We start from the raw sequence: 24,743 nt of genomic DNA on the forward strand, positions 1-24,743 counted from the left end.
AAGCTGATCGACGAACGACCGAGAGGACGACCGCGGACGATGCCTAGAGAATTGAGCGTGACGCTGCCCTCGAAGATGGTCAGCTTCCTCGAAGACGAGGTTCGGTCCGGCGCATACGGCACAACGAGCGACGCCGTCGCCGAAGCGCTGGCGGAATGGATCGCCGCACGCGATGCGGCGGCTCGCAAAAAGCGGCTCGAAGAGATCCGCGACAAGGTGGCCGCCTCCCTGGCCGATCCGCGTCCCTCAGTGCCGATCGAGGAGGCTTTCGTGCGCGTCCGGCAGAATATCACATCGTCCCGCTGATCGATGCGAACACTCGCGGTCCGGCTCTCGGAACAGGCTATCCGGGACCTGACTGAGATCGGTCGATTCATCGCGGACCTCTCCGGATCGACCGATGTCGCTTTGGGCTTTACGGATCGGATCAAGGCTCGCTGCATGAAGATCGGCAACGCCCCTCGCGGCGGAGTCGCGCGATCCGATCTCGGTGAGGGCATCCGCCTCGTTCCGTTCGAGCGCTCGACGGTCATCCTCTATCGGATTTTCGACGCGGAGATCGTCGTGGTGAACGTCTTCTACGGCGGCAAGGACTACGCCTCGATCATGGGTGGCGCGCAGGACGACGACCTCTAGTCGCCGAAGCTCAAAGCCACACGGGTTGCGGCAAATCGAGCGCAAGTAGACGGTTCGCGATCCGCCTGCGGACCAGTGGCAGTTTCAAAGCCGCGGGAAGTGCGAAGCGAAGGACAGCGCCGGTCCACCTTGGAGGAGCAGTGACGGTGTCTGTCATTGAGCGGGTCTGTTCGAGCACTTTCTTCACGCTCGGCATACGACGCATCTCGTACTCGCTGGCACGCTTCTCGCTGAGAAGATAAGCCAGCCAGGCTGCATCCCAGATCCCGAGATTCATGCCGCGCCCACCGACCGGGGAATGCTCGTGCGCGGCATCACCGGCCAGAAAGACCATGCCGCGCGACATCCGCTCGGCGCGGTGGAAGGCTACCTCGAAGCTCGATGTCCAACCGACCGATGCGATATCGTTGCGCTCGTCAACGAGCGTCTGAGGATCGTCCACCACGCCGATCAGCCGGCCGAAATCAGGGCAGAACGGCAGAAAAGCGCGCGTACCGTTTGGGCCGCCCAGCGAAAGCTGGACACAATCAGCTTCGATCGGCGTCCTGAGACGGATATCAGCTAGAGCGAACTTCGTCGGATAACGGTCGCCAACCCAAGGCAAATCGAGATGTGCGCGCACGGCAGAATGAATACCGTCGCAGCCCGCGAGAGCGTAGGCCGCGAGCCGCTCGCCCGTCGACAGGATCGCGGTCGGAGAGCGAGTATCTTCCAAGCCCGTCAGTTCGACACCCCATTCGACTTCGACCCCGCGCCCGGAGAGCCAGTCGATCATCGCGCGTTCGGTGCGCCCCTGCGGCAGAGAAAGGATGAACGGTGTCGGGGTGCTGGCCGCCTCGAGCGAGAATTCGGCCGCCGGCCGGCCGGCCCACGCGATCTTCACACGGCGGATGGGTTGGCCTTCCGCCAGAAGCCGTTCGGAGACACCGGACGCGCGCAGCACGGCGAGGGTCGTCGGTAAGATTCCCAGCGCGCGGGATTCTTCTGGCGCGGTCGGTCCCTCGTCCCGGTCGACAATCCGCACGTCAAGGCCACGCCGCACCGCCTCGACGGCAAGCGCCAAGCCGACCGGGCCTGCCCCTGCGATGACGAGCGGTTTGTCGGCGGGCACTATCATTCAGGCCCTCATTCCGATCAACTGGTCGGCGGCGGCTCGGGCCTCGTCGGTCACGGTCTCGCCCGCCAGCATGCGCGCGATCTCCTCGCGCCGGGTGTCGCTCTTTATCTCAGAAACGCGGGTCGCTACCCTATCGGCCTCAGCCGTATCGGCCTTGGAAATCAGGAGATGCGTCGCCGCCCGCGCAGCGACCTGCGGCGCGTGGGTGACGGCAAGCACCTGAACGGTCTGGGAAAGCCGTGCTAGCCGCCGCCCGATCGCATCGGCAACAGCACCGCCCACGCCAGTGTCGATCTCATCGAAGACGAGCGTCGGTGCGGAGCCGCGATCGGCGAGCGCAACCTTTAAGGCCAGCAGAAAACGCGAGAGTTCGCCGCCGGAAGCAACCTTCATCATCGGGCCTGCCCGCGTTCCGGGATTGGTACGCACGTGGAACTCGATATCGTCGATCCCGCTCGCGCTGCCTCTATCCTCAGTCCGAACGATATTGACGATGAACGCGGCGCGTTCGAGCTTCAGATCGGGTAGTTCCCCCATGACCGCCTCGGTCAGCGTTTCAGCCGTCTCGTACCGGCGTTCCGAGAGCCGCGATGCAAGGCCATCATAGGTCTTCCGACGCTCGGCAACCTCGGCTTCCAGCGTATGGACACGCTCCTCGCCGGCATCGAGTTCGGCGAGATCGCCGACCATCTTCGCCGTCAGATCAGGCAATTCGTCGACAGGCACGGAAAACTTGCGGCTCGCAGCACGCAGGGCAAAGAGGCGCTCCTCGGCCTCCTCCAAAGCGCGCGGGTCGAATTCGAGCGAACGCATGGCCGTTTCCAGCGCCATTTGAGCGTCCGAGAGTGCGTCGACGCCCGTACCAAGCCGCTCGATCACCTCGTCGAGGAGGCCCGGAACCTCGTCGCGTTTTCGGTCGAGCCGCTTCAGCAGATTGACGAGAGATGGCATTGGCGAGGTTGGGCCTGAGAGCTCGTCGTTCGCGTCGTTGACGTCGGTCGCGATCTTTTCCGACTTCATCATGATCGCGCGACGCTCGGCGAGTTCCTCCTCTTCGCCGGCGACCGGTGCAAGTTCGGAGAGTTCGTCGACACTCGCGCGCAGATAATCGGCCTCGCGGGCCGCCGCCTCAACTTTCTTCAGGTACTGATCGAGTTCAGCGCGCGCCCGGCGCCAAGCGCTAAAAGCAGTGCTGACCTCGGCCACCAATGGCTGGAGACCGCCGAAGGCGTCGAGAAGATCGCGGTGGGCGCCGGCATCGACGAGCGCGCGGTCGGCATGCTGACCGTGGATTTCAACCAAGGCTTCACCGAGTTCGCGCATCAGGCCGACGCTGGCTGGACGGTCATTGACAAAGACCCGCGTACGACCGTCAGCGTTCTGAACTCGCCTGAGAATGACGTCGCTGTCATTGTCATAGCCGTTCTCGCTGAGCACCTCCCGCACCCGGTGGGTGCCTGGCACATCGAAGACCGCCGTCACCTCGCCGCGTTCGGCGCCATGGCGCACCAGCGAGCCGTCACCACGCCCACCGAGGGCTAGAGACAACGCGTCGAGCATGATGGACTTGCCTGCACCCGTCTCGCCGGTCAGAACGGCGAGACCCTCGCTCAGCGACAGGTCGAGCCGTTCGATGAGGACGATATCGCGAATTGCGAGGTGAACGAGCATGTGCGGGCTTGGATCGGCGCAAAAAAATGGCGAGTAGCCCCATGCGGAGGACGGTCCGCTTGAAGCCCGCCCGTAGATAGGCGAAACCGGCTCACTTGCCTATCCTCCGAATGCAAACGGCCCGCAATGGGCGGGCCGGTCGATGCTCGCAACTCCTCGACGGAACGTCAAAAAGCTGATGTTAGCCGCGTCCCAGAAGGAGCGCGTAAGAATCCTGATACCACTGCGAGTCCGGATAGTTCTGGCCGAGCACGGAAGCAGAGGCCTGGGCTTCTCGGACGAGCCCCATCGCAAGATAGGTTTCCGTCAGGCGAGCCAGCGCCTCCTCGACCTGCCGGGTTTCCGGATAGACGTCAACGACATTCTTGAAGCGATTGATTGCCGCTACGTATTCGTTGCGCTCCTGATAGTAGCGTCCGACCTGCAGTTCCTTGCCGGCCAACTGGTCACGAGCAATTCGAAGCTTCGTTTGAGCGTCCGGTACGTATTCGGAGTCGGGATAGTTGTCGATCACGCCCCGCATCGCCTGGGCCGTTCGACCAGCGGCCGTCTGGTCACGGGTGATGTCGGGAATCTGACGCCAGTAGGAAAGGCCCATGATGTATTGGGCGTAGGCCGCGTCCTCGGTGCCCGGATAGAGCGAAAGGTAGCGCTTCGAGGAGTTGATGGCCTCCTCGTAGGCGCCCGAACGATAGCTGGTAAAGGCGCCCATCACGAGGGCCTTGCGTGCCCAGTCCGTGTAGGGATGCTGCCGGTCGATCGCCTTGAACTTGGCTGACGCCTCCCCGAGGTTTCCGCCCTCCAGATTGGCAAGACCCTGATTGTAGAGGACCTCCGGTCGCTCGGTCTGGGCGGCGAGAGCGAGTACGTCCACATCCGAGCCGCCGTCCGACATGCAACCGGAAGCAAGCCCGGCGGTCGCAGCGACGAGAACGGTCAACGAGGCCTTGCGCATGAATGCGCCGAACGTCGTCATCATTGCCTGATCATCCCCCTGTCGGTTTCCCCTGCCCGAACGCGGTCACATCCTCTTGGGAAAAACTCAATACCCCGACCCGTCTCAGATCGGTGCGAGAAGGCGTTTTTATGGCGGTGTGACGTTGCGTGGACATGGATGACGGCAGGAGCGTTGCGCCGAAGGCGCAGTCCGCCGTCAAAGCATCTGCGGGCCGTAAGCGGGCGCTGCGACCGCGACCAGCGGCGCGTGCCGGACCGGATCAACACGACGGACCGGAAGCTCGACGATCTCGTAGGCAGTTGGGTCGGCGAGAAGCGCTCGAAGCGCCATTGCGTTCAGGCGGTGACCACCCCGATAGGACGAATAGCAGCCAAGGATACGGGCGCCGGCAAGCGCCTGATCGCCTACGGCATCCAAGGCTTTGTGCCGCACGAACTCGTCCTCGTAGCGGAGGCCATCAGGATTGACGATGCCGCCGTCCACATCGATGACGACGGAATTCTCCAGCGAAGATCCGAGCGCGTAGCCGGCGGCCCACAGCCGCTCCACATCCTTCATGAAACCGAACGTGCGTGCCCTGGCGAGATCGCGCTTGAATCGATCCGGCGTGAGGTCAGCAGCGTAAGACTGGCGGCCGATGGCATCGCAATCGTATTCGATTTCGACCTCGAAGCGCGTCGTGTTATACGGACGATATTCTGCGCGGGCACCGTTGTGCTCAACCGTGACCCTCTTCAGAATCTTGATATACCGGCGCTTGACTGGCTGGCTGACGAGACCCGTCTCATCGATCGCGGAAGTGAAAATTGCAGAGCAACCGTCCATGATCGGCGTCTCACCGGCGTTGATCTCGACGACAGCGTTGTCGACGCCAGCTGCATAGAGAGCCGCCATGAGGTGCTCGATGGTGGCGATCATGACGCCGTCGTTATCGCCGATCATCGTGGACAGGTCGCCGAGCGGCGCATTGGTTGCGATCGCCTGAATATCGCGGACCGCACCGTCGTCGAGGCGACGTCGGAAAACGATACCGGTATCTGCGTCTGCGGGAATGAGATTGAGTGAGACCGGCATGCCGCTGTGGACACCAACGCCGTCGAACGTAATCTTTGCGGCGATCGTCTGCTGGTACATCAACACTTGGCGCAACCTTTCCCACCATGCTTATGAAGCAGCGAGGCGCTTCATGGAGCGATCGGTGGATTTCCCCTCAGATCCCGGAGCTGTTTTGGCTTGGCACCCCCATGCTTCGCCGATTCCGGTGTCGTGTCTGATTACCTAAATTGCGGCATGCAAATAACCAAATCACGCTTCTTTACTCCGTGTTACCGGGAAAGCTTGGCTCAAGAATAGAAAACCTTGATTTACAAGTGCTTACGACAAAGCAGGCCCGCCGGAACGTCCGACGGGCCTGTGTCCGATCTGCAATAGATATTGGATTTAGTTTGCCTGACGTCTGAGGAAGGCAGGAATCTCGAGATGGTCCTCTTCGGCCAGTGCCCGCGGTTGCGGCGCCGGCCGGGCAGAGGACTCGGCGGCTTGGCGACGGGGTGCCGGCTGCGCTGCCGTCTGTTTCGACGCTTCGGCCTTGCGCGCTTCCGGCGCTGCGGACTCCTCGGTCTCCTCGCGGCGAGACAGGCCCGTCGTCAGGCGACGCAGGAGGCCCATCGGTCCCTTGTCGTCATGCGCATACTCGGCTTGGGCGGCACGGTTCTCGATCTCGGTCTTCACCACAGGCGGGAAGTCCTCGATCTTGGGCATGCGGACCTGACCAGGCTGGCTTCCCGCTTCCGGCTTCACTTGTGCGATCTCGGCAGCAAGGGCGGCCGTGAAATCGTCGTCCATGTCGAGGTCGTCGTTCGTAGCGCGCGGCTGTGGCGCCGGCATAGCGGGCTTGGCAGCAGTAGCCTCGACCCGCTTCTTCTCGGCGACCGGCGCTGCGGCGGGAACGGGTTTGGCAGGAACCGAAGGCGTCGAGGCGGCAGGACGCTGTGCCGGCTCGGAGCGGGGCATCGGCTTGTCTTCGACGATCTTGTCGATGCCAGTCGCAACCACCGAGACGCGGATGACGCCTTCGAGATTCTCGTCGAAGGTCGCGCCGAGGATGATGTTGGCGTCTGCGTCCACCTCTTCGCGGATGCGCGTCGCCGCCTCGTCGACCTCGAAGAGGGTCAGGTCGCGGCCGCCGGTGATCGAAATCAGGAGACCCTTGGCACCCTTCATCGAGGTCTCGTCGAGCAGCGGGTTCGCGATCGCAGCTTCCGCGGCGGCGAGCGCACGGCCCTCACCCGAAGCTTCACCTGTACCCATCATGGCCTTGCCCATCTCGCGCATCACGGAGCGGACGTCCGCAAAATCGAGGTTGATGAGGCCTTCCTTCACCATCAGATCGGTGATGCAGGCGACGCCCGAATAGAGCACCTGGTCGGCCATGCCGAAGGCGTCGGCGAAAGTGGTCTTGTCGTTGGCAATCCGGAACAGATTCTGGTTCGGGATGACGATGAGGGTGTCGACGTTCTTCTGCAGGTCCTCAATGCCCTGATCGGCGATCCGGAGACGGCGCTGGCCTTCGAAGTGGAACGGCTTGGTGACGACGCCGACGGTGAGAATGCCTTTCTCACGGGCCGCCTTGGCGACGACCGGCGCTGCGCCGGTGCCGGTGCCGCCACCCATGCCGGCGGTGACGAAGCACATGTGCGAGCCGAGCAGGTGGTCGCAGATCTCGTCGATCGATTCCTCGGCGGCCGCCCGGCCGACCTCGGGCTGCGAACCCGCGCCGAGACCTTCGGTGACGGCGACGCCCATCTGGACGACGCGTTCGGCCTTGGACGAGCGAAGTGCCTGCGCATCGGTATTGGCGATGACGAATTCGACGCCTTCAAGCCCGGCGGTGATCATGTTGTTGACGGCGTTGCAGCCACCGCCGCCGACACCGAAGACGGTGATGCGTGGCTTCAGCTCGGTGATGTCGGGCTTGTTGAGTGTGATGCTCATTGCCTTGATCCTCTCTCCAGGTTTCAAAGGCCGTTCTTGCCGCGCGGCCGAATGATAAAATTCTAGTCTCGGGCGACGCGCGGCACGCGCCGTTTCTTTTGTCAGGTGCCGGTCCGCCGCTCCGGGGTCGAACCAGCGGTGTTCAGATGCTTCGTCTCAGCCAGGTTCCGAATCGGCCCGCCTTTGTCGACTGGTCGAACATGCGGGCCGCGATCGATGTCGTCGCGACGGTCTCGCGATGTACCACCTGCGGATAGATCAGCAGGCCGACGGCCGCCGAAAACGCAGGCGATTTGTGCGCGGTCGTCAGTCCAGCGACGCCGACCGGGCGGCCGAGGCGGACATTGCGCTGAAGAATGGCCCGGGCGGTGTCGGGCAGGCCCGACAGCTGGCTCGCACCGCCCGTAAGGACGACGCGTTTGCCGATCACGTGACCGAGATTGGAGGCGTTCAGGCGATCGCGGACGAGTTCGAGGATTTCCTCGACACGAGGCCGTACGATCTTGGCGATCGTCGCCCTCGAGACGGTCACCGTCTCGTCGTTGCCCGCTTCCCCGAGCGAAGGAATGGTGATGACATCGTCCTCGTCGGCGATCTGCGGCAGGATCGAGGCGTTCACCACTTTCAGCCGCTCGGCATCCGCCGGATGGATCGACAGCCCACGAGCGAGATCCATTGTTATATGGCTTCCGCCGATCGCCACCTGGTCGGCATAGACGAAACGGCCGTTATGAAAGATCGCGATCGTCGTCGTGCCCGAACCCATGTCGATCGCAGCCGAGCCCATTGCGGCCTCGTCTTCGACGAGCGTCGCAAGCGCGCTGGCATAAGGCGTCGCGACGAAGGCCTCGACCTCAATATGCGCCTCGTTGAGAGCCGCTTCGAGGTTGCGCAGCGGCGCTTCCTCGGCAGTCAGGACATGCATGTCGGCGCTCAGCGTTCCCGCCGTCATGCCGACCGGGTTCTCGACGCCGCCCTCGCCGTCGATCGCAAGATCGAAGGGCACGGAATGGAGAGCGAGACGGTTCGGTTCGAACTGGATGCGCGCCGCCTGGGACTCCACGAAGTCGACGTCCGACTGGGTAATGGCTGCGAGTGGTTCGAGCGAGGCGCTGCCGCGATAGCTTTTGAGCCGCCCGGCCGTGAGCGAGACGATGAGCGAACCGACCGAGAGGCCTGCTGCGGCTTCGGCCGCATCGACGGTAGCGCGGATTGCCTTGGCGGCTGCCTCGATGTCGATGACGTTGCCGGACTTGACGCCGCGCGATCGCTGATGTCCGACGCCGAGCACCTCGATCGTATGCGTGCGGTCGCGCAGCACCTCGCCCTCAGGACGCGGACGCAGCCGGCCGATCATGCAGGACATCTTCTCCGAGCCGATGTCGAGGACGGAGACGATCTGCGTACGGCGGGAAGACAGGGGCTTCATGCGCGGCACGTCGGAGGGTCTGCGGAAGAGGAAACTCATGACCCTTAACCCTTCGACTGCTGCTTGAGGATCTTCTTGCGCTCCTTCAGCGCAGCGTCCCGGCGTTCCAGCGCCCCCGGCGTCAGCTTGACGACCACACGATCGGCAACCCGCATGTCGACCGACAGAATGTCTCGGCCCAGCAAGCTCTGCTCTCGATCCATGCGCGCGACCTCCGCCAGTGCCGCGATCGGCTCTCTCTCCGGAAGACGGATCGTGACGCCGTTTTCGAGCGCGAGATCCCATCGCCGGTCCCCGACCCGAACGTAGGCTTTCACGCTTGCGCGAAGCTCGGGAAACTCTTCCATTTCATCGAGAATTCGAGCCGCGGCGGTCGGCGCGCCCTCGCCGACAACAACCGGCAAGACGTCGAAACGGCCAGGCGTGAAAGGCACAATTGAGGTCCCTTCCCGATCGACGATCGTGAAATTCTCGCTGCTCTGCCAGACTGCGTAAGGGCGATGCTCGATGAGATCGATTCCGATGCGGTTCGGATAGTATTTCGAAACCGAGGCGCGCTCGATCCATGGCATCGCCTCGATAGTCTCTTGGGCGATCGCCGGATCGAGACTGATGAGCGTCTGCGCCCCAGTGCCCCAAAGCGCCTGCAGGATGTCGATCTCGGAGGTCTCCGAATTGCCGGAAACCTCGATCGTCTCGATCGAGAAGCCGAGCGGTATAGCGATACTGTCGATGACGGCCGTCGTGTGCCCGCCAAGGACGACGCCATAGGTAATGGAACCGGCGACCAATCCCCCTGCGACGAGGCCGAAGCGCGGCAGCCGAAGTTCGGCAAGCCGGCCCGCGAACTGTTCGATTCCGGCGGCCGAACGGCGCGCCATCGCCAGCAGCGATCCGATCGGGTTGAGAGCGCGCCTCACCTCTCGCATGATGCATCCTCCACCATCCAGCGAACAAGATCGGCGAAGCTGTGTCCGGACTTGGCAGCGATATCAGGCACGAGCGAGACCGGCGTCATGCCCGGCTGGGTGTTGACCTCGAGCCACGCGACCTCGCCACCGGACCCGAAGCGATCATCGTAGCGGAAGTCGGAACGCGTAACGCCCCGGCAGCCGATCGCCCGGTGGGCAAGCAGCGACCATTCCTGGATCTTACGCGCGACATCGCCCGGAATCTCGGCCGGAACGATGTGGACCGAGCCGCCGTCGGAATACTTGGAGTCGTAGTCGTAGAAGGCGTGGCCCTCCGTCGTGATCTCGCAAACGTCGAGCGCGACATCGCCCATCACCGCGCAAGTGAGTTCGCGCCCGTGCACGAACTGCTCGACCAGCAGATCCTCGCCGAAGGTCCATTCGGGCGACGAGAGCGACTGCGGCGGGTGGGGCTGGTCCTCGCGCACGATGATGACGCCGAAACTCGAGCCTTCCGCGATCGGCTTGATCACGTAAGGCGGCGAAAACGGGTGCGTATCGGCTATCTCCTGCCGCTTCATCACGTGGCCTTTGGCGACCGGAACCCCGGCCGAGATGACGACGGTCTTTGCCAGAAGCTTGTTCATCGCAAGAGCCGAAGCCGTCACACCGGAATGGGTGTAGGGAATTTGCAGATATTCGAGGATCCCCTGGATGCGGCCGTCCTCGCCGTAGGGTCCGTGCAGAGCGTTGAAGGCGACGTCCGGCTTCAAGGTCGCAAGCGTCTCGGCGACCTTTCGGTCGACGTCGACTCGGGAGACCTGAAAGCCCTCGCCTTCAAGCGCGGCCGCGCACGCCTCCCCCGAGCGCAGGCTCACCGGCCGCTCGGAGGATAAACCGCCCATCAGTACCGCGACGTGCTTGGCCATCGGTTACCAAAACCTCTGCATTCAAGTTCCGGCCGACCATCGCAGGGATTTGGTTAAACGGTGGTTAACGCGCGCAATTTGTAGAAAGGTCTAGGAAACGATCCTCAACGAAATCTTATGACGCCGCTTTCCTGTGGCGGTTGCGCCGCACTGTGGCGGATGGGCCATAGGGGGGTTGGTGGCATTTGGGGGAGCTCGCGAACGCCTTGCGCGGAAGGCGGGATGCAATGGGCCAATGTCCCTCGACACGCCAAATAAGCACGGCACGCCAGATTCCGACGGCACGCTGATGCCCCCGCGGCTCGTCGTCCTCGGGCGCCGTCCCGAGGACCCAGCGCGATGCCGGCACATGGGGCGGATGGTCAAGGGAGATCAGGCGCCCAGCGGCAAGACCGCCTGGATGCTCGGCACGTGGGCCGAGCATGACGACGCTTGGGGTGTTAAGGCCCCTACCCCGAAATCTTCGAGAAATCCGCCACCTTCTCGCAGGCCGCGCGAATACGGGCGAGAAGTGCGAGGCGGTTGGCGCGGACGGTCTCGTCCTCGGCGTTGACGAGCACCTTGTCGAAAAAGGAGTCCACCGGCGCCCGCAGCTTCGAGAGGCCGGCCATGGCCTGCCCATAGTCGCGGGTTTCAAGCGCCTCGGCGACCTCGATCTCGGCGCGATCGATCGCCCCGGCGAGCACCTTCTCCTCGTGCTCGCCCTTTGCGGCGATCCAGTCGGCATCGACGGACGCGGCGATCGTGGTCCCCTTCTTCTCTTCGGCGGCAAGGATGTTCGCCGCGCGGCGATAGCCCGCGAGAAGGTTCTGCCCGTCCTCGGCGCCGAGGAACTGTCCCAGCGCCTCGACGCGGCGGGTGATGTCGAGGAGGTCGTCGTTCGACTGTTCGCCAGAGCCAGAGAGGACGGCATCGACGAGATCGTGCCGAGCACCGGAATCGCGAAGCTGAACCATCAGGCGGTCATGGAAGAAGGCGAGGAGATCGCTGGAAACATCGAAATTCCCGAATTTCAGCACCAAACGGTTATCGACCAAAATACGGATCACCCCCAAAGCCGCACGTCTCAACGCATACGGATCCTTGCTCCCCGTCGGCTTCTCGTCGATTGCCCAGAAGCCGACCAGCATGTCCAGCTTGTCGGCCAGTGCGACGCAGATGGCGACCGGATCGCGCGGCACCTGATCGCCGGGGCCGAGGGGCTTGTAGTGTTCCTCGATCGCCGCCTGAACCGACGGATGCTCGCCCTGAAGCTTCGCGTAATAGCGGCCCATCAGGCCTTGAAGCTCGGGAAACTCGCCGACCGCTTCCGTCGGCAGATCGGCCTTCGACAGCACCGCCGCACGGCGAACCGTGCTTCTCAATTCGCCCGCCGCGAACGCATCCTCGCTGGTCGCCACGCCATTGCCGGTGACCTGTGCCGCGATCTCCCCGGCGATCGCTTCCGCCAGCGCCGCGATGCGCTGGACGCGCTCGCCCTGCGTGCCTAGCTTGGCGTGGAAGGTGACGCCCTGCGCATCGAGCTTTGCCATCCGCTGGTCGAGAGGTTTCGTCAGGTCGAGCCCGAACTTTTCAGCCGACGGTTCGAGGCTCTTCAGATCGGGAAGATCGGCCTGATCGGTCTTCCAGAAATAGAGCGCGTCCGACAGCCGGGCCCGGACCACCTTGCCATTGCCCCGCGCGATTTCCTCGCCGCCATCGCTCGCCTCGATGTTCGAGATGAGTACGAAGTGGTTGGAGAGTCGGTTGTTTTCGCTCACGCCAGTCTGCTGCGCAGACGGCTCCGCGGGGGCGCCCTGACCGGGCGACGGCCGTTCGGCCTTGCGAGCCTGCGGCTCGGACCCGACGGGCCGCGTGACGAAGCACTTCTGGTTCACCTTGATGGTGAGCTGGATCACTTCGGGCGGGATTGCGAGGAACGCCTCGTCGAAACTGCCCATCAGCACCACCGGCCATTCGACCAGCCCGGACACCTCTTCCAGCAGCCCCTCGTCCGGCACGACTTCCAGCCCCAGCGCGAAGGCGCGGTTTTCCGCATCGGTGCGGATCATCTCCTTGCGCCGCTCGGCATCGAGAATGACGTGGGCCTTTTCCAGCTTGTCGACATAGTCGTCGAAGCGGCGCACCATGAAACTCTCGGGCGCATGGAAACGATGGCCGACCGTCGTGTTGCCCGAGCGGATGCCGGACACCTCGAAATCGACCACCACAGGCTCCTCGGTCTCCGGCCCGAAGGTGCAGAGGATCGACTGAAGCGGTCGCACCCAACGCATCGAGCCCGGCTCGCGCGAGGCCGGGCCCCAGCGCATCGATTTCGGCCACGGGAAATTGCGGATGATGCCGGGCATCACTTCCGCGATGATCTGCTCGGCCGGCCGGCCGGGTTTACGGATCACCGCGACATAAAAATCGCCCTTCTTCGGGTCCGAGCGCGTCTCGGCTTCCTCGATCGAGGAAAGCCCCGCCCCGCGCAAAAAGCCCTGTATCGCCTTCTCCGGCGCATCCGTGCGCGGGCCCTTGCGCTCCTCGTTCACGTTCTTGGAGGAGGCATCGACACCGCGCACATCGAGCGTCAGCCGGCGCGGCGTCCAGTATTCCCGCGCCCCCTCATAGGTGAGCCCCGCCTCCACCAGCGCATCGGTGACGAGCTTTTTGAGGTCCCCCGCCGCCTTGCGCTGCATGCGGGCAGGAATTTCCTCGGAGCGGAGTTCGAGAAGAAGGTCGGGCATGGGCTCGGCAGATTTCCACCCTCCCCTTGATGGGGAGGGTCGCGATCGGAACGATCGCGGGGTGGGGTGATGTGACGTCGTCTCCCCCCACCCGCACCTTCGGTGCGACCTCCCCACGAGGGGGAGGTGGGCAGAGCTTCAACGATCGCCCTTGAATAGCCGACGCTCTTCGACCACCGCATAGATCGTGTCAAGAACCGCGTTGATTTGGTGTTTTACGTCGTCGTTGGTAAAGCGCACGACCCGATATCCTTGCGACGACAGCCATCGATCACGCTCTGCGTCCCGCTGCAAGTTTGCGTCCTGATTATGCTGGGCACCATCAATCTCGATAACGAGTTTGAGCGTATGGCATGCGAAGTCTACGATGTATTTTCCAATCGGCGCTTGACGACGGAAATGCCCGTGTTTGAGCGGAATTCTCCAAAGATGCGCCCAGAGCTTGCGCTCCCAATCCGTCGAATCTGAACGGAGCCTTCGACTTGCATTCCGCCTGAAACGATCGAGCGATGCCATCGGACCAGCTATAGCCTTCCCTCCAGCGTATCGCACGCCCCGAAATCGCCTGTCTCGTAACCGCGCCGGAACCACTCCTGCCGCTGCTCGGACGTGCCGTGTGTGAAGCTGTCCGGGACCACCGTGCCCTGGCTGCGCCGTTGCAGAGTATCGTCACCGATCTGGAAGGCGGCGTTCAGCGCCTCGTCGATATCGCCCGGTTCGATATAGCCGGCGGACCGCGTCTCGTGCGCCCAGATGCCGGCATAGCAGTCGGCCTGGAGCTCGACCCGCACTGAGAGGGCGTTTGCCTCGTCCTGCGGCAGCGTTCGGCGGGCTTCGTTCAGCCGGCCGAGAACGCCGGTGAGGTTCTGGATGTGATGGCCCACCTCATGCGCCACGACATAGGCCTGCGCAAAGTCGCCCGGCGCGTTGAGTTGTTGCTGGAGCTGCTCGAAAAACGTCAGGTCGATGTAGAGTTGCTGGTCTCCCGGACAGTAGAACGGCCCGGTCGCGGAACCGGCGATGCCACAGGCCGACTGGACACGGTCGTTGAACAGGACCAGCGTCGGCTCTGGATAGATCTCGCCGGCTTCCTCGAAGCGACGACCCCAGACATCTTCGGTGTCGGCGAGAACCGTCGCGACGAAATCGTCCGTTTCGCCCGGCGTCGATTGAACACCGCCTCCCGCGCCGGTCTGGCTCGTCTGATAACTGCCCTGCCCGCCGATGTCGCCGCCAAAAAGCGCAATCGGGTTGATCCCGAAAACGAACCAGGCAATGGCGCCGACGATCAGGAGAGTGACGAGCCCGCCGCCGGACTTGACCGGTAGCCGCAAGCCGCCGCCCGGTCGCAATCCGCCGCGGGAAAACCCGCCGCTACGGCCCCGCCGATCCTCGATATTGCTCGATTGCCTGCGTCCGCGCCAGCGCATCGTCTCATCTTTCCCGTTGTTCGGAGAGAACTTTGCGTAAGAGGAGATAAGTCAATATTTAGATCGCACGCTTTCGGGTTCACCCGCCCGGAGTTCGCTCGACAACGAACGAACTTTTCTCATTACGCGATCTAGATGGACGTCAGGCCGCGGCTTCGCCCGTCTTCGCATTCGCACCCCCAGCATCCGTCATTAGGAATGCTTCACCGCACTGGCGAGCGAGGTTGCGGACACGCAGGATGTAGCTCTGGCGTTCGGTTACCGATGTGACGCCTCGGGCATCGAGCAGATTGAAGGCATGGGACGCCTTGATGCACTGGTCATAGGCCGGCAGCACACATTTGTGCAGCGAGGCCGCCGTGCCGGGAGCGTTGTCGTTGCCGGCCTTAGCCGGCGTGCCGGCTGTCAGGATTGCCGCGCATTGGCGCTCTGCCTCGTCGAAATGCCGATGGAGGATCTCGGTATCGGCCATCTCGAAGTTATAGCGGGAATACTCCTGCTCGGCCTGCAGGAAGACATCGCCATAGGTGACTTTCTCATCACCCTCTCGGCCGTTGAAGTTGAGATCGTAGACGTTGTCGACGTTCTGGACATACATGGCTAGGCGTTCCAGCCCATAGGTCAATTCACCCGACACCGGCGCGCATTCGATGCCGCAGACCTGCTGGAAGTAGGTGAATTGCGAGACCTCCATGCCGTCGCACCAGCACTCCCAGCCGAGGCCCCAGGCACCCAGCGTCGGGCTTTCCCAATCGTCTTCAACGAAACGAATATCGTGTAGCAGCGGATCGATGCCGATCGCCTTAAGGGAGCCGAGGTAGAGCTCCTGCAGGTTCGAAGGATTCGGCTTCAGAATCACCTGGTATTGGTAATAATGCTGGAGCCGGTTTGGGTTTTCACCGTAGCGCCCGTCCTTCGGTCGCCGGGATGGCTGGACATATGCCGCATTCCAGGCCTTTGGCCCGAGCGCACGCAGGGTCGTCGCCGGATGGAAGGTGCCAGCCCCAACTTCCATGTCGTAAGGCTGCAGCACCACGCAGCCGTAATCGGCCCAATAGCGGTGAAGTGTCAGGATCAGCGCCTGGAAGGAACGGCGCGGGTCCATGTGAGGGGTCATGTCGGGCATGAAGAGGAACTTTCGTCGAGCATCATGCGCAACGAGATCGAACGCCGCGCGGTCGATCAGCGAGTTGCCACGGCGCAGCGCCGAGGGTCAAGCGCGGTGCGCGACCATGCTGGGCGGGCGGACAGAAGCGGATCGATGACCTCCGCTCGGCGCGCTCAGTCCTTCTTCACGCGGTAGACACCGTCCTGTCCACGCACCAAGGTGCCCTGCGCGCCGGTGCGCGTTTCGGCTTCCGCGCGACGGTTTCGTTCAGCCAACTGTTCAGCATCACGCTTCATCTGCTTATAGCCGTAAAGCGCGGCGGCCCCGACGAGGCCGAGAAGGAGAAACTGGGGCATCAGATCGATCACGTGACGGGTTCCGAACGTCATGTAGTATGCGCGCTCGCCGTACCGCGGACAAGCGTTCATTTATTGATATGGGCACGCCGAACGTCGCTGGTGATCAAGGCGGGCTGAACTCTTCGTCATAGGCCGTAACGCCCCCAAAGCGCACGCTCCTCTGCCAGCGCGTGAATGCGGTCTACGACGCCTGCGCCGATCGCCTCGCCCATCCCGGCCTGCGATCCGAGCTCGATGCCGACGCCGACGCCGACGCCGGGCTTGGTTCGTCCCAGAAAACCGGTCTTCGGCGTGTATAGTTTCGGCTCGGCCTTTTCGCCGTACAGCTCGCGGACGACGCTATGAAGATCGCCTAGTCGATCGATCAGCCCGAGATCGAGGGCCTGCCTGCCTGACCAGAAAAGGCCGGTGAAAAGGTCGTCGTTCTCAGCCAACTTGTTCTTGCGGGAGGCCTTTACGAGATCGATGAAAGTGTCGTGAACATCGAGCTGAAGAGCTTTCAACCGCTCCACGTCTTCGGGCTTTTCGGGCTGAAAAGGATCCAACGTCACCTTGTTCTTGCCCGCTGTGTGGACCCGCCGCTCGATGCCGAGCTTCGAGATCGCCTCGACGAAACCGAACGAGCCCGAGACGACGCCGATCGATCCGACAATGGAGGACGGATCGGCGATGATCTCGTCGCCGGCGCAGGCGATCATGTAGCCGCCGGACGCCGCGACGTCCTCCACGAAGACCAACACCCTCTTCTTCTTGTCTTCGGCCAGATCGCGAATGCGCTTGTAGATCAGCCGCGACTGGACCGGCGAACCTCCCGGCGAATTGACGATGACCGCCACCGCTGGCGAGCCTTTCTGCGAGAACGCTTTCTCCAACATCGGGGCGACCCCCGCCATCGAAAGCACCTGGCGCTCGATCCCCCCGCCGGTTGCCATGATCGCACCCGAAAGCCGCACGGTCGGGATTTCAATCTTATCCTTGCGCAGGCGTTTCGGCACGTATCTCGTCAATGGGCTTGTCACCATCGGTCACTCTTCTGGTGCGGATTGCATCGCAACGGATGTATGATGGGCCCTCGCGTTCGCAAAGGGACAGCAGCGTTCACGAGACCTTCATCGGTAGGTTTCGTCGCACATGCCGATCTATCGTCGACATTCCGACGTTTATCCGCGCATTTTGAATGGATCGCCCGCGTACGGCGGTGCTTCGAAGCGGACGGTCGCGAGCCGATACCATGCCTTCGTTTCGGCCGCCCACTCCGCTCTCGCTGATGGCACGTCGACGATCCATCATTCAAATCGATGAAATCATCAAAAAAGTGGATGTAAGTCCGAAAAAATTCCGTAGCCGGCTTGACCGGCACGGATTTTGAGCATCCAATTCAAGTGACGAAAATTTGTCCTCGTAGTGCTTTATCGTTTTTCGATGTCGATCGAACGGTGGCTTATGACCGCGCGAAGTCATGACAAGCATTTGACGTCAATTCGAAAGTCGGAATCGGCCTCCAAAGGTCGTGCGCCTTTCAGAACGCTCGGGGTTAAACTTTAAACTGCTGCGAACCAAGGGGTCGCGATCTCTTTGACGCTGAACAAGGCGATACAATTACCGCCTGTTCCGCGCAAGAGTGCTCGAATACTGTCGGAAGGAGCCTGCGTGACAACGACATTGGTAATTGGGATCGATGGGAGTCCCGCGAGCAAGAGGGCGCTCGCTCATGGTCAGAGGCTGTCCAAGCTGATTGGCGATTGTACGCTCATGCTGGTCTACGTCATCGAATGGTCGCCCTACACCTTCCAGAGCGCCGAGGAGAACGAGCAGCGCCACAATCGTCGCGAGGAGGAAATTCACGTCGCGAAATCACGTGTTCTGGACCCGATGATCAAGGAACTGGCGGCTGATGGTTTCAAGGCGGAATGCAAGGTCCGGCACGGGAACGCTGCCGAGATCCTGAATGCAGTGGCCGTCGAGAATCACGCCGAGCAGATCATCATCGCACGGGGCTCGGAGGGCGGTATCGCATCGCGCTTCTTCGGCACCGTATCCGTCAAGCTTGCGACATCCGCCAGCGTGCCCGTGACAATCGTTTCCTGAGGATAGCACCCAATGACACGACGGCTCCTGATACCTGTCGCACTTGTCCACCTGTTCGCATTCAGCGTCACCGCCCTTGCCCAGGAGGGTGCGGAAGCCGGCGGCATCGACGCCGCAGTCAACGACGTCTTCAGCGTCGCGACCGGCTGGTTTGTCAGTTTTATCTTCTCGAATCTGCCCGGAACCTCCTTCCCTTGGATCGTGCTCTGGCTTGTCGTCGGGGCGACGATCTTCACCGTCTACTTCGGCTTCATTCAGTTCCGCGCCTTCAAGCATGCCATCCAACTGGTGAAGGGCGATTATTCCGATCCGAACGACGCCGGTGAGGTCAGCCACTTCCAGGCACTTGCAACGGCGTTGTCGGGTACCGTCGGCCTCGGCAACATCGCTGGCGTGGCCGTCGCGATCGGTATCGGCGGCCCCGGCGCGACTTTCTGGATGATCCTCGCCGGCCTGATGGGCATGGCCTCAAAGTTCACCGAATGCACGCTCGGCGTAAAATATCGGAATGAATTCCCGAACGGCACCGTCTCCGGCGGCCCAATGTATTACATGGAGAAAGGCTTCAAGGAACGGGGGATGCCCGGGGGCAGGTTTCTTGCGGTCCTCTTCGCGATCTTCTGCATTCTCGGCTCGCTTGGTGGTGGCAATATGTTCCAAGCCAACCAAGCTCACGCCCAGCTCGCCAACATCTTCGGAGACTTTCCGGGCTGGATTACCGGCATCGTCTTCGCTGCGGTCGTCTTTGCCGTCATCGTCGGTGGCATCAAGTCGATCGCGCGGGTCACGGAGAAAGTGGTTCCTTTCATGGGCGTTCTTTACGTGGTGGCCGCGCTCATCATCATTCTCGCCAATATTGACCAGATCGGCGTCGCCTTCGGGCGGATTTTCGAAGGAGCCTTTACCGGTCTCGGCGTCGCCGGCGGCCTCGTCGGGGCGCTGATCCAAGGTTTCCGACGCGCTGCCTTCTCCAACGAAGCCGGCGTCGGCTCGGCAGCCATTGCTCACTCGGCGGTCAAGACCAAGGAGCCGATCACCGAGGGCTTCGTTTCGCTGCTGGAGCCGTTCATCGACACGGTCGTCATCTGCACGATGACCGCCCTCGTCATCATCATTTCGGATCAGCTGATCACAGATGCCAACGGCATGTTCATCCTCAACGACGACGGCACGACCATCCAGACAGTTGGCGATACGTCTGGCGTCGCGCTGACATCGGCGGCCTTCGCGACGGCGTTCTCGTGGTTCCCGATCGTGCTCGCGATTGCGGTGATCCTCTTCGCCTTCTCGACCATGCTCTCCTGGTCCTATTACGGCTTGAAGGCCTGGACCTACCTCTTCGGCGAGGGCAAGACGAAAGAGATTGTCTTCAAGGTCACCTTCTGCATCTTCGTCGTCATCGGCGCAGCGGCGAGCCTCGGGCCCGTCATCGACTTCTCCGATGCGGCTATCTTCGCCATGGCCGTCGTCAACATCGCGGCGCTTTACGTCCTGATGCCGATCGTGAAGAGAGAGCTCAACTCCTACTGGTCGCGGCTAAAATCAGGCGAGATCAAAAGGTATGCCGGCTCGAGCACCAAGCGTACGCAGCCGGCGGAATAAACGGTCTAAACCAAGCGGACAAACGGCGGGCGCGATAGAAGGCCCGCCGTTCCCATCTATCCGCGTATCTGATTTTAGGCCCGTCGGCGTTGAGCTGAGACTAATATCCGCCACGTATCTTCGAACAGCGAACATGCGATCAGGTCGCTTGAAAACGCACATGCCCCGCATTCCCGCTTTGGAACCGACGGTATCCTTTCCCAAAATTCCTTATCCGCGACGTGGCCATCGTGAGATGCGGCCCGGATTTCGCCGTCGCGGAAGAACTTCATTACCCTCAGGACCTGACCGGCTTGCGTCATCTCGATCCACTGCTCGGCCAATTCCTGGTCGAACTCATGGGCGTATGTGATCTTCAAGCACAGCGGGATCGACTCGCTCATCGGGGCCTTCCTGACGCTCGTTAGTTCGAGGCCAGCCGAAATGGACCTGACCGCGGGACAGACGGCCCGTAAAGTCGCTCGGCGCCCGCCCGGAATCAAATAGGTAACGTAAAGGAAGAAAAGACAAGCTCTCGCGAGAGGATTTGCGGCCAGTCAGGATGAGACGGATTGCTGGTTCGCCGCGATGGCCGTGAATCGGTGTTACCGCCGGCCCCCCGATGCGCCCTGACAGTGCGGGAAGACAGATCGCGAGCGCCGCGGGCGATAGGATTGCGGCGAAGCGGCCACCGTCCTTCAGGAAAGCCAGAGACGTTTGGACCCATCGCCGAAGAAAGTCGGCATCCGGCGCGACCATTGCGGCTGCACGGACCGGATCGGACGATGGCCGCTGACCCGGCAGGTAAAACGGCGGGTTCGTCACAACGAAATCGAAGAGCTGATCGCGCATGGGGTGGCCGGCTTTCGCCCGCCGGATCGTAAAGAGATCCGCCTCGATCACCGAAGCACGGTCCGCAAAAGCGGCGTTGCCAGTGTCCGCGAGACCTTTCCGCGCACATTCGGCCATCAGGACGTCGTTTTCGAGAAGGGCAACGCGCAGCCCCGGCGCCCGGACCGCTGCCGCAAAGCCGACTGCACCCGCACCCGCGCCGATGTCCAAAAGGTTCCCGCTCGCGTTCTCACCCACCGTAGCGGCAAGAAGCAGCGCATCGAGCCCTGAGCGATAGCCCACACGCTTCGGCTGCACCAGATGAAACCGCCCGTCGTAGAACGCGTCCGTGCGGGTCTCCAGCGATCCAATCGGGACCGCGCCCGTCTCAACTGCCGGTCGAGAGCTCATGGCCGAGATCGGAATCGCGCATCAGGCGCCGGGCCTTCTCGATTTCGTCGGACTCGACCATGATCCGGCGCGGCAGGGCGCCGATGGAGCCGTCGAGAATGCTCATATGCTGGTCGGCCACGAAGTGGGGAATCTGTGCTTCCTTCAAAAGCGCGTCCACGAACGAGATCAGGACCGCGTCGTTCGAGCGCATCAATTCCTTCATACCCTTGCGTTCCAGTCTTGCTGTCCATCGATCGTCGAGGGCGCGTCCGGCAGGTTTGTTGTTTTTCACGCCGTCCCCATGTTGACGGGCAAGGCCAGCGAAATGCAAGTGCGACCTGAGGCCGGTGGAACCGACCGTCGGGCTGGCTTAAAGGCGGTTTCGCCCTAGGATGGAACCAGAGCGTCTGAGGTCGCCGGTCGATGCGCCTCGAACCCTCGGATCAATTGGAGTGAGAGAGTGGTTGCTGCGAACCGCGTCGAGCAAACGCAAGCCCGCGCGACGATCGATACGATCGTAACGCTGACCCAGCGCGACATGGGGCGCGTCAACGACCTGATACTCTCCATGGCGGGCTCGCGGGTCGAGCTCATCCCGGAAATCGCGAACCATCTTATTTCCTCCGGGGGCAAGCGACTGCGCCCGATGCTGACCATCGCCTCTGCGCTTGCCCACGGCTACGAGGAGGGCGATGCCCATGTGAAGCTCGCCGCCAGCGTCGAGTTCATGCACACCGCGACGCTTCTCCACGACGACGTGGTCGACGAGAGCGATCTTCGGCGCGGCAGGCGCACGGCACGAACGATCTGGGGCAACCAGGCGAGCGTCCTCGTGGGCGATTATCTGCTCGGCCAGGCCTTCAAGATGATGGTCGATGTCGGTTCCATGGCCGCTCTGGCGATCCTTTCCGACGCCTCGGCCGTAATCGCCGAAGGCGAGGTCTGGCAACTCGCGGCCGCCAAGCGGATGACCACGAGCGAGGCCGATTATCTTTCCGTAGTCGACGCCAAGACCGCCGCACTTTTCGCCGCTGCCGCAGAAGTCGGCCCGGTGATCGCGGGCAAGTCGATGCGCGAGCGCGAGGCAATGCGCCGCTACGGACGCAGCCTCGGAATCTCATTCCAGCTGATCGACGACGTCCTCGACTATGGCGGCGTTGCGACCGATCTCGGTAAGAACACCGGGGATGATTTTCGAGAGGGCAAGATCACCCTGCCCGTCATTCTGGCCTACGAAGCCGGCAGCGATGAAGAAAAGGCGTTCTGGCGCTCGGCTATGGAGGAGGGACGCAATGACGATCTCGCCCTTGCGAAGGCCGTCGACCTGATTGATCGCCATGGAACGCTAAAGGCGACCATAGACCGGGCGCGCGCATATGGCGCGGAAGCTTACGAAGCAGCTGCAAGCCTGCCGCCCTCGCTCGCCCGCGAAGCCCTGCTCGACGTCGTCGAATTCTGCGTCGCCCGGATCCGGTGAATGAGATCACCAAATCCTGCTGCTCTAGGCGGCAGATGACGCTTTCGTCCTAATAAGGTCACTGTCGCAGTGCATGTGCACCATAGCGAAATGAACTTGCATTTTCACCTTGCTTGTCGTCCTGTCGCCGCCTGAAACCGCTCGTTCCGGACAATCTTCGGAAGTCGACCATCAGACGCCGGAAGAAAAGGGCTTTCCCTCCGTGTTCTTGAGACGCCTTTCCACCCTGTCCACCGCCTCGGTTATCGCGCTCGCCCTCTTGGCTCCGCCCGCCACAGCGCAAGAAGAGCAGTCCGCGACCGACCGGGCTGGCATCATTCCGCTCGCGGCCCAGTCGCTGTCCGGCGCCTATCTTGCCGCTAAACAGGCCCAGCAAGAGGGCGAGCTGGAAGAAGCGACGATCTTCTTCGATCAGGCACTGCGACTCGACCGCCAGTCGGAGCTGTTGCGACAGGACGCCATGCTCGCCTACCTTGCGGGCGGCCGGTTCGACGACGCGATCGATCTCGCGACCGATCTGCGCGACAGTCCGACGAGCGGCAAGATCGCCCGCATCGCGCTCGGCATCGATGCCCTGCGCAAGGGCCAGTTCGATCGCGCGATCGCCGAATTCGACATCGTAGATCCTTCGGATCTTGACCTTCTCCTCCTCGGCCAGCTTACCGCGTGGGCGGAGATCGGCGCCGGCCGCGTTGACGAGGCACTTCTCCGCATCGATGATCTCGAAGAAGCACCCTGGTACGAGACCTTCAATTTCTATCAGAAGGGCCTGATGGCCGAGGTCGCGGGGCGCGACAGGGTAGCCCGCAGTACTTATTCGCAGCTTGTTGACCAGCCCGCGCTGGCCCGCTCCTCCCCGGACGCCTACCTCTCGGCGTCCGAAAGCCTTGCCCGCATCGAAGCGCGCGCCGGCAACAAAGAAGCGGCCCTCTCTGCTCTGGAGAAGGGTCTTGATCTTGCACCGAGTTACGATCCCCTCCGCGGCCTGGAGGATCGCATCGAACGCGAAGAAACTATCGAGCCATCCGTTGCGAACGTGCAGGAAGGTAGTGCTGAGGCTCTTCGCACTCTTGGACAGACCATCAATCGCGGCGACGGCCAGGATGTTGCCCTCCTCTACTTCCAGCTTGCGCGTGTCCTTGCACCGCGCAATGCGGGCATTCTGACGGCACTCGCTGGCATTGCAGAAGCGGGCGAGCAGTTCGACCGCGCGATTGCCTACTATCAGCAAATTCCGGAAAGTTCGGCCTATCGCCGCACCGCCGACCTGCAGATCGGGCTCGACTACTGGTATGCCGAACGCAAGAGCGAGGCGATCGACCACCTGCGCCGTGCAACCGAGACCTATCCGGAAGACATCCAGGCCTATACGGCGCTCGCCGACGTTCTGGCGGCCGACAAGAAGTATGAAGAAGTCACCGCTGCGCTTGACACGGCGATCGAGTTTGCGCAGCCAATCACCGATCGCGACTGGAACCTCTTCTATCAACGCGGCATCTCCTTCGAGCGTCGCGGCATCTGGGAAAAGGCCGAAGCCGACTTCAAGCAAGCGCTCGATCTCTCACCGGATCAGCCTCAGGTGCTGAACTATCTCGGCTATTCCTGGGTCGACCAGAACGTACACCTCGAAGAAGGGCTCGACATGATCCGTAAGGCTGTCGAGTTGCGCCCGAACGACGGATACATTATCGATTCGCTCGGCTGGGCCTATTATAGACTTGGCCGCTACGACGAGGCGGTTGAGGAGCTGGAACGGGCAGTCCTGCTGACGCCGACGGACCCGACGATCAACGATCATCTTGGCGATGCCTACTGGCATGTGGGCCGAGAGCGCGAGGCGCGTTACCAATGGGAGCGCGCCCTCAACGGTGATCCAAAACCAGAGCCGGACGCGATCGAACGGATCGAGGCCAAGCTCGAAGGCGGCCTAGACGCCGTCAACGACGAAGGCGGCACCTCGGGAGAGGATCAGCCGCAGCAGACCGGAGCAATCGAGGCTGACACCGAGGCGGAAAAGGCTGCCTTTGAAACGACCGATGACAGCGCGCCTACACCCGCACAGCCAGCTTCATCTTCGAGCGAGCGGACCAACTGACCGGGCC

At 62.4% G+C, this 24,743-nt stretch carries 23 protein-coding genes; 6 read left to right on the forward strand and 17 right to left on the reverse strand.

Translation table 11 applies throughout. The features are described 5' to 3' along the window. Positions 1–39 precede the first annotated feature (39 nt). Together FP2506_RS08970 and FP2506_RS08975 are read left to right on the forward strand one after the other, a co-directional pair. Positions 40–306: a ribbon-helix-helix domain-containing protein gene (locus tag FP2506_RS08970; RefSeq protein ID WP_148227520.1), complete on the forward strand. Its 267-nt coding sequence runs from the start codon at positions 40–42 to the stop codon at positions 304–306. A gap of 3 nt (positions 307–309) precedes the next feature. After that, positions 310–636, forward strand: coding sequence for a type II toxin-antitoxin system RelE/ParE family toxin (locus tag FP2506_RS08975; protein WP_007067137.1), 327 nt, complete (start codon positions 310–312; stop codon positions 634–636). 10 nt (positions 637–646) lie between these two features. Here the strand turns inward: FP2506_RS08975 and FP2506_RS08980 are convergent, their stop codons facing one another. The 14 genes from FP2506_RS08980 to FP2506_RS09050 all read right to left on the reverse strand — a co-directional run bounded on the left by FP2506_RS08980 (position 647) and on the right by FP2506_RS09050 (position 17,293). After that, complete coding sequence (locus tag FP2506_RS08980; protein WP_007067138.1) at positions 647–1,753, reverse strand: FAD-dependent oxidoreductase; 1,107 nt, start codon at positions 1,751–1,753, stop codon at positions 647–649. Next, positions 1,754–3,424, reverse strand: a complete 1,671-nt coding sequence (gene recN, locus FP2506_RS08985; protein ID WP_007067139.1) for a DNA repair protein RecN — start codon at positions 3,422–3,424, stop codon at positions 1,754–1,756. It lies immediately after the preceding gene. A gap of 181 nt (positions 3,425–3,605) precedes the next feature. Beyond that, positions 3,606–4,403 carry an outer membrane protein assembly factor BamD gene (locus FP2506_RS08990; RefSeq protein WP_007067140.1) on the reverse strand — a complete coding sequence of 266 codons (798 nt, stop codon included), beginning with the start codon at positions 4,401–4,403 and terminating at the stop codon, positions 3,606–3,608. A gap of 174 nt (positions 4,404–4,577) precedes the next feature. Next, positions 4,578–5,516 carry a UDP-3-O-acyl-N-acetylglucosamine deacetylase gene (gene lpxC, locus FP2506_RS08995; protein ID WP_007067141.1) on the reverse strand — a complete coding sequence of 313 codons (939 nt, stop codon included), beginning with the start codon at positions 5,514–5,516 and terminating at the stop codon, positions 4,578–4,580. 306 nt (positions 5,517–5,822) lie between these two features. Next, positions 5,823–7,376: a cell division protein FtsZ gene (gene ftsZ / locus FP2506_RS09000; RefSeq protein WP_007067142.1), complete on the reverse strand. Its 1,554-nt coding sequence runs from the start codon at positions 7,374–7,376 to the stop codon at positions 5,823–5,825. A 142-nt stretch (positions 7,377–7,518) separates the two neighbouring features. Continuing rightward, positions 7,519–8,844, reverse strand: coding sequence for a cell division protein FtsA (gene ftsA / locus FP2506_RS09005; RefSeq protein WP_007067143.1), 1,326 nt, complete (start codon positions 8,842–8,844; stop codon positions 7,519–7,521). Between the two features lie 5 nt (positions 8,845–8,849). Then, entirely contained in the window at positions 8,850–9,734 is an 885-nt protein-coding gene (locus tag FP2506_RS09010; protein WP_007067144.1) for a cell division protein FtsQ/DivIB, read from the reverse strand. Beyond that, the gene (locus FP2506_RS09015; protein WP_007067145.1) at positions 9,722–10,645 is read right to left on the reverse strand and encodes a D-alanine--D-alanine ligase; all 924 of its coding nucleotides are present in this window, start codon (positions 10,643–10,645) and stop codon (positions 9,722–9,724) included. The genes FP2506_RS09010 and FP2506_RS09015 overlap by 13 nt, the downstream gene beginning before the upstream one ends. A 449-nt stretch (positions 10,646–11,094) precedes the next feature. Next, a complete protein-coding gene (gene glyS, locus FP2506_RS09020; protein WP_007067146.1) occupies positions 11,095–13,374 on the reverse strand; it encodes a glycine--tRNA ligase subunit beta in 2,280 nt (759 codons plus the stop codon). A gap of 138 nt (positions 13,375–13,512) precedes the next feature. Next, a complete protein-coding gene (locus FP2506_RS09025; RefSeq protein WP_007067147.1) occupies positions 13,513–13,890 on the reverse strand; it encodes an endonuclease domain-containing protein in 378 nt (125 codons plus the stop codon). A gap of 8 nt (positions 13,891–13,898) precedes the next feature. Next, entirely contained in the window at positions 13,899–14,804 is a 906-nt protein-coding gene (ypfJ, locus tag FP2506_RS09030) for a KPN_02809 family neutral zinc metallopeptidase (RefSeq protein WP_007067148.1), read from the reverse strand. A gap of 142 nt (positions 14,805–14,946) precedes the next feature. Next, positions 14,947–15,930 (reverse strand): glycine--tRNA ligase subunit alpha, encoded by a 984-nt coding sequence (locus FP2506_RS09035; protein ID WP_007067149.1) that lies wholly within the window; start codon positions 15,928–15,930, stop codon positions 14,947–14,949. Positions 15,931–16,085: 155 nt separating this feature from the next. Then, positions 16,086–16,301: a hypothetical protein gene (locus FP2506_RS09045; protein WP_244404151.1), complete on the reverse strand. Its 216-nt coding sequence runs from the start codon at positions 16,299–16,301 to the stop codon at positions 16,086–16,088. Between the two features lie 95 nt (positions 16,302–16,396). Further along, positions 16,397–17,293 (reverse strand): S49 family peptidase, encoded by an 897-nt coding sequence (locus FP2506_RS09050; RefSeq protein WP_007067151.1) that lies wholly within the window; start codon positions 17,291–17,293, stop codon positions 16,397–16,399. A 628-nt stretch (positions 17,294–17,921) separates the two neighbouring features. Between FP2506_RS09050 and FP2506_RS09055 the strand changes: the two genes are divergently transcribed. Both FP2506_RS09055 and FP2506_RS09060 read left to right on the forward strand, forming a co-directional pair. Then, positions 17,922–18,359 carry a universal stress protein gene (locus FP2506_RS09055; RefSeq protein ID WP_040489052.1) on the forward strand — a complete coding sequence of 146 codons (438 nt, stop codon included), beginning with the start codon at positions 17,922–17,924 and terminating at the stop codon, positions 18,357–18,359. 12 nt (positions 18,360–18,371) lie between these two features. After that, entirely contained in the window at positions 18,372–19,961 is a 1,590-nt protein-coding gene (locus FP2506_RS09060) for an alanine/glycine:cation symporter family protein (protein WP_007067154.1), read from the forward strand. Between the two features lie 74 nt (positions 19,962–20,035). Here FP2506_RS09060 and FP2506_RS09065 read toward each other — a convergent pair whose 3' ends face one another. The 3 genes from FP2506_RS09065 to FP2506_RS09075 are packed head-to-tail and all read right to left on the reverse strand — an operon-like array spanning position 20,036 to position 21,387. Continuing rightward, positions 20,036–20,344, reverse strand: a complete 309-nt coding sequence (locus FP2506_RS09065) for a hypothetical protein (RefSeq protein WP_007067155.1) — start codon at positions 20,342–20,344, stop codon at positions 20,036–20,038. Beyond that, a complete protein-coding gene (locus FP2506_RS09070; RefSeq protein WP_007067156.1) occupies positions 20,298–21,182 on the reverse strand; it encodes a tRNA1(Val) (adenine(37)-N6)-methyltransferase in 885 nt (294 codons plus the stop codon). Before FP2506_RS09070 ends, FP2506_RS09065 begins: the two co-directional genes overlap by 47 nt. Next, positions 21,160–21,387, reverse strand: coding sequence for a putative signal transducing protein (locus FP2506_RS09075; RefSeq protein WP_007067157.1), 228 nt, complete (start codon positions 21,385–21,387; stop codon positions 21,160–21,162). The genes FP2506_RS09070 and FP2506_RS09075 overlap by 23 nt, the downstream gene beginning before the upstream one ends. A gap of 237 nt (positions 21,388–21,624) precedes the next feature. Here FP2506_RS09075 and FP2506_RS09080 point away from each other — a divergent pair, with 237 nt between their 5' ends. Continuing rightward, positions 21,625–22,641 (forward strand): polyprenyl synthetase family protein, encoded by a 1,017-nt coding sequence (locus FP2506_RS09080; RefSeq protein ID WP_007067158.1) that lies wholly within the window; start codon positions 21,625–21,627, stop codon positions 22,639–22,641. Between the two features lie 202 nt (positions 22,642–22,843). Next, positions 22,844–24,736, forward strand: coding sequence for a tetratricopeptide repeat protein (locus tag FP2506_RS09085; RefSeq protein WP_244404152.1), 1,893 nt, complete (start codon positions 22,844–22,846; stop codon positions 24,734–24,736). Positions 24,737–24,743: the final 7 nt, after the last annotated feature.

The organism is Fulvimarina pelagi HTCC2506 (assembly GCF_000153705.1).
GTDB classification, from domain to species: Bacteria; Pseudomonadota; Alphaproteobacteria; order Rhizobiales; family Rhizobiaceae; genus Fulvimarina; species Fulvimarina pelagi.